This is a genomic window from Carnobacterium divergens (genome assembly GCF_900258435.1).
Lineage (GTDB): Bacteria > Bacillota > Bacilli > Lactobacillales > Carnobacteriaceae > Carnobacterium > Carnobacterium divergens_A.
Genome location: NZ_LT984411.1, coordinates 24,158 through 33,377, shown reverse-complemented (window position 1 = coordinate 33,377; position 9,220 = coordinate 24,158). Strand labels below are relative to the sequence as shown.

Genomic DNA, 9,220 nt, shown 5'->3' with positions numbered 1-9,220 from the left:
AATTCTACAACCGTTAATTGAATTAGCTCATGTAGAGTGATGTCAAAAGTCGTCAAATCCTTATTATAAAAGGGTTTGATGGCTTTTTGCTTTTTATTTATAAAGTGTAGAAAAGTATTAAAAAGTATTAGTTTGTGGGGATATTTGTGAGGGAAATACAAAATAATGTGGCGGTATATTAAATACATAATCAAAAAAAATAAGCCCTACTCGATTAAGAGTAAGGCTTATTTTTAATATTTAAGAACTTGACCTGGATAGATTAAGTTTGGATTGCTAATCCCATTTGAATTAACAAGATGTTGGGTGCTGACACCTAAGTTTTGAGCGATGATACTTAAAACATCACCAGATTTAACTGTATATGATCCACCTGTTGAGTTACCACTACCAGATACTTGCAAAACTTGTCCTGGATAAATCAAGTTTGGATTACTGATATTGTTCATACTAGCAAGTTGACTTGTGGCCATTCCAAACTTTTGAGCAATTAAACTTAATGCATCGCCTGATTGGACGGTATAAGTTCCATTTGATGGTTGAGGTGTGGGCTGTGGTGCTGGTGCTGGACTTCCACCTAATACTTCTGTATCCCAAGCAGTCAAACTGTTTGCGTTGATTGTTGACATGATTTTGCCTACATAGTTTGGGTCTGTGGCATAGCCAGCACGCCAGATAGCTGTAATTTGTGCGTTAGGGTCTTTTAGTCCCAAAGCTCCATCATAACGATTAGGTTTGTTTCCATAGTTAGTCAAAAAACCGCCGTAGTCTAAAATAGATGTATTCCAGTTCGGATACACTCGGAAGCTATCTACAATGCCGATAGGCGTTTTGCCATCGTAATATTCTGTGGTTGGCAATGAAACGCCGGCGCCTTTAATACCGAATAGATTATTGTATTTCGATGCTAGTGAACTACTTCCCCATCCACTTTCAAGCGCTGCTTGCGCTGCTGCAACACTTGGCAAAATACCGTACAATTTCCATAAAGATAAACACCCTGGTTTGATTTGATTTAAAAAATTAGTTGCATTACTCATTATTTTTCATCCTCCTTGTTTTCAATAGTATCTTGCAAGATTCCTAGATATTTTTTTAAGAATCCAATGTTTACACCCATTTCACCCATATTTTCTAAAATGCTTCCCAACTCATAGATGGTTAAAATAATCGTCCACCAAAAAGCGATATTAATTGGAATGCTAATACTCATTAGTGGTGCTAGATCATCAATGATTCCAGCAGCAATAATTGTAAAGAAGGTTACGAACTTAATTAGTAATCCTTCGATATTTAATGCTGAACGCCAGTTGTGGTCTTTTAGAGCTTTGATATAACCAGTGACTAAATCTAATAGTAAAGCTGTTAAATACAATGACATAACGGGACTTCCTCCTTTAAAAATAAATTCTAGTAAGTGATTGATAAATTGCATTTGATGACCCTCTTTTCATAAAATTAAAAGAAGCTACTGTTTAGCAGCTTCTTTGTTTTCTTCAACTATTTTCTTTACTTTCTCTCTAATTGGCAATGGTACTTGTTCAATCGTACGCTTTCCACTAATCACATGATCCGCATAGAGTTCAATCAAATTATTCAACATTTGTCTCACCACCAGAAAGAATTAAATCTGCTAATTCTAAAACCGTATTTTCTAAACTTTCCACTCTGTCTTTTTCTGTTTGTTCATTTTCAAAAGGCGGATTCATCTCTGCTTCTGTTGCTGTTTCCGTCCATTGATTTGTTCTGAAACTGAACTTGGGTTTCCAACAAGGTTGTGGCGGTTGAATATCAGTCCACGGTCTCTCACATGAAACATCATCTTCAACTAGCTGTGTTTCTGAAAATCCTATTTTTTCAACTTTATAGATTTCCTTCATATTTTGACCTCCTAATCCACGTAATATATAGCTTCAATGTAGCAATAATCACCAGATGAATTATTATATACTGATAACATTTTCCCACCCCAAAAACGTACAATGGCAGTCCGAGTTGTGTCTGAATTTGAGAAAGTTACCCTAACTAGCGATTGATATTTCGGTGCATATCCTGGTGGTGGCGTCCAAATTACAGCCCCTCCACCTTCTGGAACTCTTAAATATCCACTTATAATAACTAGATTGTTCACTTTTCGATAGTATACTGGATCATCGTTGTTGTTAATTGCTCCACCTGTTAATGTGGCTTTTATCAAACCGCTATCTGTAATTTTATCTTGTTTTTTTGCTAATTCAGTATTAGTGTATTTTTTAAAGTCATCAATATCTTTCTTAATTTCATTTTTGGTTACTTCCATTTGTGTTTCTACAGCTTTTTTAAAGATATCCAATTCTTCTTTAGTTGCAAAAATATCTCTTAGCGATAATTCGACTGTGTATTCTAAACTTGCATAGTCAATATAAATCGCACTAGCTGTTTTTCCGTCTGAAGGTTCAGCATAAACAAGCGCATATGCATAGCCGTCATTTTGAATATATTTTTGAGCAATACTTGCGTTTAATTGATTATATTTAAGTTCTTTTGTTTTATCGGTTACGTTTGTTTCAGACCCAGTCCAACCACTGTTTACGAATACCTTAAAACTTGCTTTATTTCCTGCGCTGTTTCTCCCTCTTGTATGCGTTGATATTGATATCGCACGTATATACCCATTAAACTTATTAACATCAATATCAAAGTTAGAAAGTTTACGTTTAAAATCTTCTAAGACGTTATATTTAAATAACATTTGACTACTGTAATTACCTGAATTTATTGTAATTGTTGTAATGACATCATCTTTATAACTGATATTCTTATACAGTCCTGCGTCTAATTCTAACGTACCTTTTAATGTATTTGGATCAATTAAATCTATTAATCCAACACCGCTATATGGCGTACGATACGCTATATTAGGATTTTCAACTAATGACCCAACTACTTTATCTTTATAATCCATCGTAAACGTAGCGCTTATTTTTTCGCCAGCTATCAGTTTAATAAGCATACGGTCTATTTCTTCTTTGCTGTATGTGTTCATGGCTTTGAACATTTCTAGAAGTACGTCTAGTCGTTCTTTGAAATCTTTGTAGTCATTGGCTAAATTTAGTCCCATTTCTTCGAGTTTACGTTTAAGTTCTTCAAACTCCCAAATATAATTTCCTTGATTTACTTCTTTACAATGACCTTGAATCACACGATACTCAAAGTTTGCTGTACTATCACGAGTACCATTAATTTCAAAGCTAAACCATAGTGAAATGTCACCTAGACATTGCCAAAAGCTATCAATCAAAGTATAAGAAAAATGACCATTTTTAGGATTGATTAAATCAGTCACTTTATCCCTAACAGTTGACTGGTTCGGCATTTTACTATTTAAATAAATATCATAGCCTGTCAAATCAACTAATTTGTCATGTTCGTATACCGTTACGGATAACTGTTGGGTCATCGTATCATCTTGGCGTATTTTGATTAACCCAACGTCATTATTCGGTTCAGTTGTGCTTAAATTGAGTTTATATGTTGTCATGTTTTACCTCCTTTATTCATTTAAATTGAGATATCCAGATGGGTCCTGGTTAAAACCATCCTTATTTTTCAGAGAAAAATGTAAATGCGCTCCATCAGAATTACCAGTATTTCCAAGTTCTCCAATTTGTTGACCTCTAGCAACTTTATCCCCTTTATTGACAAATCTTTTGTTTAAATGAGCGTATGTTGTTTGGTTACCATCTTCATGTGCAATAACGACATACTCCCCTAAATCATCTTTAAAATCGGATTTAAGAACATAGCCATCTTGTACCGAAAACACTGGAACACCTAACTCATCGGTTAAATCAATTGCTTCATGGTCTAATGAGTAATGTTGTGATATATAAAATCCATCAACTAGTGGCAATCCATAACCAATTCTTGCTGATCTCTTTGATCGTGATTTACTTCTTAACTTATCGTACCAACGTTGAGCTTGTGTTACACGAATCGGTTGATTTGGGTCTCCTGGTCGCTCGTAGCACTTAATAAATGCCAATGCACATTCACTAATAGATGTTTTTTGAGTGAATTCTCTAAATGAATAGTAATACGGTGAAATTGCAATCCATTGTTGATTGTTTTCAACTTCCCATTGAATTCTCTTACATTGAGTATCAAGTGTTCTGTAATCTAAGCCATTAGCATTCGCCCAATTGACTAATTTAGATTTAGGGGTCCACTGTACAAGACCATAACCAGTACCTCCACCTATTTCATCAATATCTGGTCTGATACCACTTTCAGTCTCCATGTTACCCAACATCCCAGCAATTGATTGTTCAGTCCATCCACGTTGTTTAAAGAACGTCCAAATTGACCATGCATTCTTTTCCTGTTCAGTAGTTAGCCCAGGAGGAACTTCACCACCAGTACCAGGAATGACTGGTTTACCGTTAACAATTAGATTACCTTGAATTCCTATATTTCCAGCATGTGACCAGTCGCCTTTTGAATCAATATTTCCATTCTTACTAAACTGCATCCCGAAATTAGGAGCTGGGGAAATTTGAATAATCTCTCCTGCAGCTTCAAGATTAATAAAGATTGATTTATCCGTATAAGCTTCACTACCAGCAACCCAATCAAATTGATAGCCACTTGTACCCATTCGACCAAGTGAGGTATTTCCTTTCCAAAACTGCATCCCTTGCTTTGTTAATTCCATAATTCGAGTGCCAGCATTTTTTATTACTAATGCATTGTTTACTAGTTCTAAAGTATCACCAATACCATTAAATCCAACACGTAACATTTCAGCGTTAAACCTTCCAGCAGTGACAACTGTAGCCACAATTTGACCGTCTGCAGTCATAGCAACTTCATATGGACCATTTACACCGTTTTTAGAATGACCTAATCCACCTAGATTCCAACGCCATACATTTTTTGCAGTATTAACATTTTCAGTATCCATGATAAGGATTTCAGAAGGTTTATTTTTCGGTCTAAATCTTACATATCCGCCAACTGATCCAGTGATTTGATTGGTGGCATTGATAATTTTGTCTGTTAAAATATTGGACGTCTCTTTTAAATTTTTAAGAACGTCATTAACTTGCGAATTGACAGTATTAGAGTACATTTCCAAATCATTGCCAAGTACCATGTCCTTATATTGAGCCAAACGTGGAAAGAAATTATATTCAATCATTCGTTCCTCAATATCATCAAAGCCATCAATTGAGACATGAATTGTATCACCGATTTGTAATTCTACTAAATTACTAAATTCTTTATATTCTTCTGTTTTAGCTAAATCAATAATAGAAATCTCATGAGTGATACGTGGTAAGTGAATTTTACTTTTATCAAATAAATCTTGTCCCCACTTCTTCAGTTCATCAAGGTTCTTACAATCTGAGTTTGTTCTCGTTCCAATGATTCGATTTTTATTTGTTGTCCCTTCAACTTCTAAATACTTATATACAATCGGGTCTTGTTCACCTTCGTAATCGGAACCTTCTGGAACTGCGCCAATAAGATACAAACTATTGACGATACTTTGGTGGTCTGTAGTTTCTTTAATTGAATCTAAATTGATTCCAAAATCAACTCTAAACCCACGATCTGATCCAAGTTGTTTTTTTAAAGATAAATTGAAATTATCCATATCCAGTTCGCCACCAGTTACGCCAGTTAAGTTCTGTCCTCCATTGTTAGAACCTATCAGAATGTCAATAGGATTGCCTTCCTTAGCGGTAAACTGATGATTGGTAATAATATCAGAAGAGTAGTTAAAACGTTGTTCAAACGCTAATGATTGCTCCAAACCACTCATGATTTTAGCACCACTTCCGTTACTTTCAAAAAAAGATTCAATAAAATTTCGTTTTGCATCGTAACAGATATGAAAGGCAAAAATTTCTATGGTTGTCAGTGTTTTTTCTGCTAACAATATTCTAAATAATTGCCAACTACGGTCTGGGCAATAAGCCTTAATAATCCCACCATTTTTAATGTACTTCGCATTTTGACCAATTAATGAATATATACCATTGAAGGTGAATTCGTTGTTAATGACACGTTTTATAACTGGTTCATCTTCAAAATCAATCAAAGTGATCCCATTATGATTGAAATCCGTTTCTACTTCTTCATATAAATAAATATGATTCACAACCATGCACTCCTTTTTACTATCGTTGCGCTTTTTATGTTTCCATCAATCGTAATTAAATTCTTTCCTGGATTTAACTTTAATCCGTTATAAGTTCCACGAGTTTTCACAATTGAACCGTCAAAAATAGCCAGACCCTTTTCACTATCCAAAGTGATAAGTCCAGCTTGCGTATTTAACAATGTAAAAATATTATTTTCTATTTCAATCGTGATATCACCACCACTACTCATAAACTCAAAATAAGGATAAGAAGGGATATCACCAGGATTTATAATAGTATTTTCTCCTTTATTCAATAAGGAAGTATTTTCAACAACCTTATATCTAAAAGGCTGACAATCAAAATTAACCTCAAATTTATAAAATACTCCCCATTCATTTTCAAATTCAATTGGTTTACTCATGACAACTCGCGCAAGTCTGTATTTATCCACATCATTATGAGTAATTAATTTTCCAGAACCTCTAAAGATTTTTTTAAAGCTATGAATTTTTTCATAGGGAATACTCATTTCAATTGAATAATCAAAAGAATCATAGTCTCCTAAGCTTTGATGTAACGATCCATTACGACCTCTCAACTTTATGACTTCAACACGTTCATTTGCCATCATTTCGGCTAGTTCGTCCTCTATGACCGCATGCAAATCAATTAATGAATTGTATCCATTCCAGATAATAAAAGGTGTATAGTGACCTAACATTTAAGCACCTCCTAAAGCAAATCTTGATTTTTTAGAAGCCTTTGCGATATTTCGATTTAAGCGGTCAACTTCATTCATTGAGTTCGTATTTACAGCCCCAATATGAATATGTTGTTCAACTGTTCCGCCTTCTAATTTTCCAGTGATTCCTTTTTTCTTTTCATTCTCATTTAAAGGTGTTACGGTAGTTTTACCACCTCGGTTACTCAATAACTCAGGACCCGCTTCACCAACAATCGCCTGACCATTTAATAAGTGTCCACCACTTGCCAACATTGGAATTTGCGGAATACTAAAACCTTTGCCACCGATGCCAGGTACCCATTTTGGAATTTTTATTTTACTAAGACCACCAATGAAACCATTAATCATACCAATCATCGCATTAATCGGAGCTTTCATTCCGTTTGGTAACATCTTCATTACGCCTTGAAAAATATCTTTAATTCCATCCCAAGCTTTAGACCAATTACCTGTAAATACACCCGTTAAAAAGTCTATTAAACCTCCAAAATATTGCTTTATTCCATCAATTTTGCTCCCAATTAAATCCATCATTGATGTAAATATTTTACTTGCAAAATCACCAATCCAACTAAATGCACTATTAACTCCATCTCTAAACCATTCTACATTATTATACGCCCAAACTAATCCAGCGATAAATGCAGCGATAGCAATTACTATTAAACCAAATGGACTAGTTAGGAATCCTAAAACAGTTCCAAGCATTTTAACGCCTGTAATAATTTTAGTGACACTACCCATAACAGTTCCTAAAACTACCAATAAAGGACCCACTGCTGCAATTATTCCAGCAACTTTAACAATTGTTTGTTTCTGTTCATCAGATAATCCACGAAACCATTCAGTCAAAGATGATATAGCCTTACTCGCAGCTTCAAATGTAGGTAAAAGAGCTATTTGAACCTGTTCACCTAACTCTCCCATCCCTACTTTCATTTGATTTTGAGCTAGTTTTGCCTGGTCGATAGGGTCTAAAATAGCGGTAAATGTTTGGTCCACAGTACCAGCAGCATTAGCTGCTGAATTACCTAATCCATCCATACTTAATGCACCACTATCAATAGCTTCAACCATTTTAGGCGCTGCTTTTGCTCCAAATACTTCACTAGCCACAGTTAACTTATCCTGTTCATTAGTTGCACTTCTAATAGATTCTATCGTACCATTCAAGCCATCCTGCATCGTTTTACCATCTTTAGCATAATTAACATTAGCCTTAGCTAAATATCCAATAGCACCAGCAGAATCAATACCTGCTTTTTCCATTTGACCAATTAATGTAGTTGATTCTGCAAAACCTAACCCCATATTTTTAAGTTGAGGTGCCCCTTTATTTACAGCATCAAATAATTGATCCACACTTACACCAGTATCTTGACTTGTTTTACTCATAACGTCTAGTACCATTGGAACGTCTTTTACCGATAATCTGAACAAATCTACAGATTTTTTTGCATTAATTGTAGATTGAGATACATCAGATTCATTAATTTCAGAAAACTTAAGCATTCGTTCAGTAGTTCCTTCTAGTTCATCTCCCATTAACCCAAATTGAGTATTAACTTCCCCAATTCCAGTAGATATATCCTCCATCTCGGCAGGAATTACGTTAACTACATTTTTAAAACTTTCTTGTAACGAATCTAATTGATCTCCTCTGGCACCTGTCGCTGTAGTTATACTGTCTAGTGAATTATCTAACTCTTTAAATGCAGACAATGAGGCTGCTCCTATTGCTAATATAGGAGCAGTTAGAGCCACTGACATCCCTTTACCTACACCTTTTACTTTTTCGCCAGCTTCTTCAATTTTTTTAATTTTTTCAGCTGTTGAAACAGAAACATCACCTTGTTTTTTCAAGGCTTCGTTCGTGTCCTCTAAAGCACTTTTTAACTTATTCTCTCCTGTTTCACTATCGAGTAAAGCTTTATAAAGTTTTTGAGATTCTTTTGAATATTCACCAGTTTCTTTTACAGATTCCTCGTATTCTTTCCGCAACATTTCAGTACGTTTTTCAGCACCTTCGAGTTGTATTTCAAGTTTCTTTTTAGCTGCAGTTAACTTAGCAGTTTCGCTTGCATCTTGCCCCATTGCTGAAATTTGAGTTTTATACTCTTTGGCAGCAGTGTTCATTACTCCGTTGATTTCTTTTAGGGTAGTTGCATATTGTACTTGACCGTCCATCTTAAAATTAAGGACTACATCTGATTCTTTTTTTCCCATTTTCTCACCTCACTTTTACCAAAAAGGACTTTGACTTATCGACATTGTTTCTGGTTGTTTGTCATTAAAATCGGTATTAGCATTTAGCCAATGGATATAACTTTTAAGCCACAAGTTT

8 protein-coding genes are annotated in these 9,220 nt (G+C 34.9%); all 8 read right to left on the bottom strand.

The window, feature by feature from the left end:
- Positions 1 to 233 precede the first annotated feature (233 nt).
- Genes CDIMF43_RS00210 through CDIMF43_RS00180 form a run of 8 tightly spaced genes read right to left on the bottom strand, consistent with a single transcriptional unit; the run spans position 234 to position 9,102 of the window.
- Positions 234 to 1,040: a glucosaminidase domain-containing protein gene (locus tag CDIMF43_RS00210; RefSeq protein WP_109840865.1), complete on the bottom strand. Its 807-nt coding sequence runs from the start codon at positions 1,038 to 1,040 to the stop codon at positions 234 to 236.
- Positions 1,040 to 1,435, bottom strand: coding sequence for a phage holin family protein (locus CDIMF43_RS00205; protein ID WP_109840864.1), 396 nt, complete (start codon positions 1,433 to 1,435; stop codon positions 1,040 to 1,042). The genes CDIMF43_RS00210 and CDIMF43_RS00205 overlap by 1 nt, the downstream gene beginning before the upstream one ends.
- Positions 1,436 to 1,468: 33 nt before the next feature.
- The gene (locus tag CDIMF43_RS13855; RefSeq protein WP_252850144.1) at positions 1,469 to 1,603 is read right to left on the bottom strand and encodes a CD1375 family protein; all 135 of its coding nucleotides are present in this window, start codon (positions 1,601 to 1,603) and stop codon (positions 1,469 to 1,471) included.
- Complete coding sequence (locus CDIMF43_RS00200) at positions 1,593 to 1,880, bottom strand: hypothetical protein (RefSeq protein ID WP_109840863.1); 288 nt, start codon at positions 1,878 to 1,880, stop codon at positions 1,593 to 1,595. Before CDIMF43_RS00200 ends, CDIMF43_RS13855 begins: the two co-directional genes overlap by 11 nt.
- An 11-nt stretch (positions 1,881 to 1,891) precedes the next feature.
- Positions 1,892 to 3,520: a BppU family phage baseplate upper protein gene (locus tag CDIMF43_RS00195; RefSeq protein ID WP_109840862.1), complete on the bottom strand. Its 1,629-nt coding sequence runs from the start codon at positions 3,518 to 3,520 to the stop codon at positions 1,892 to 1,894.
- 12 nt (positions 3,521 to 3,532) lie between these two features.
- A complete protein-coding gene (locus CDIMF43_RS00190; protein ID WP_414734753.1) occupies positions 3,533 to 6,145 on the bottom strand; it encodes a phage tail tip lysozyme in 2,613 nt (870 codons plus the stop codon).
- Positions 6,142 to 6,852: a phage tail protein gene (locus CDIMF43_RS00185; protein WP_109840860.1), complete on the bottom strand. Its 711-nt coding sequence runs from the start codon at positions 6,850 to 6,852 to the stop codon at positions 6,142 to 6,144. Before CDIMF43_RS00185 ends, CDIMF43_RS00190 begins: the two co-directional genes overlap by 4 nt.
- On the bottom strand, positions 6,853 to 9,102 hold the full coding sequence (locus CDIMF43_RS00180) for a phage tail tape measure protein (protein WP_109840859.1): 2,250 nt from the start codon (positions 9,100 to 9,102) through the stop codon (positions 6,853 to 6,855).
- Positions 9,103 to 9,220 lie beyond the last annotated feature (118 nt).

Coding starts and splice junctions, on each gene's coding strand:
- CDIMF43_RS00210 (WP_109840865.1), bottom strand. CDS start 1,040: ATGAGTAATGCAACTAATTTTTTAAATCAAATCAAACCAGGGTGTTTA.
- CDIMF43_RS00205 (WP_109840864.1), bottom strand. CDS start 1,435: ATGCAATTTATCAATCACTTACTAGAATTTATTTTTAAAGGAGGAAGT.
- CDIMF43_RS13855 (WP_252850144.1), bottom strand. CDS start 1,603: ATGTTGAATAATTTGATTGAACTCTATGCGGATCATGTGATTAGTGGA.
- CDIMF43_RS00200 (WP_109840863.1), bottom strand. CDS start 1,880: ATGAAGGAAATCTATAAAGTTGAAAAAATAGGATTTTCAGAAACACAG.
- CDIMF43_RS00195 (WP_109840862.1), bottom strand. CDS start 3,520: ATGACAACATATAAACTCAATTTAAGCACAACTGAACCGAATAATGAC.
- CDIMF43_RS00185 (WP_109840860.1), bottom strand. CDS start 6,852: ATGTTAGGTCACTATACACCTTTTATTATCTGGAATGGATACAATTCA.
- CDIMF43_RS00180 (WP_109840859.1), bottom strand. CDS start 9,102: ATGGGAAAAAAAGAATCAGATGTAGTCCTTAATTTTAAGATGGACGGT.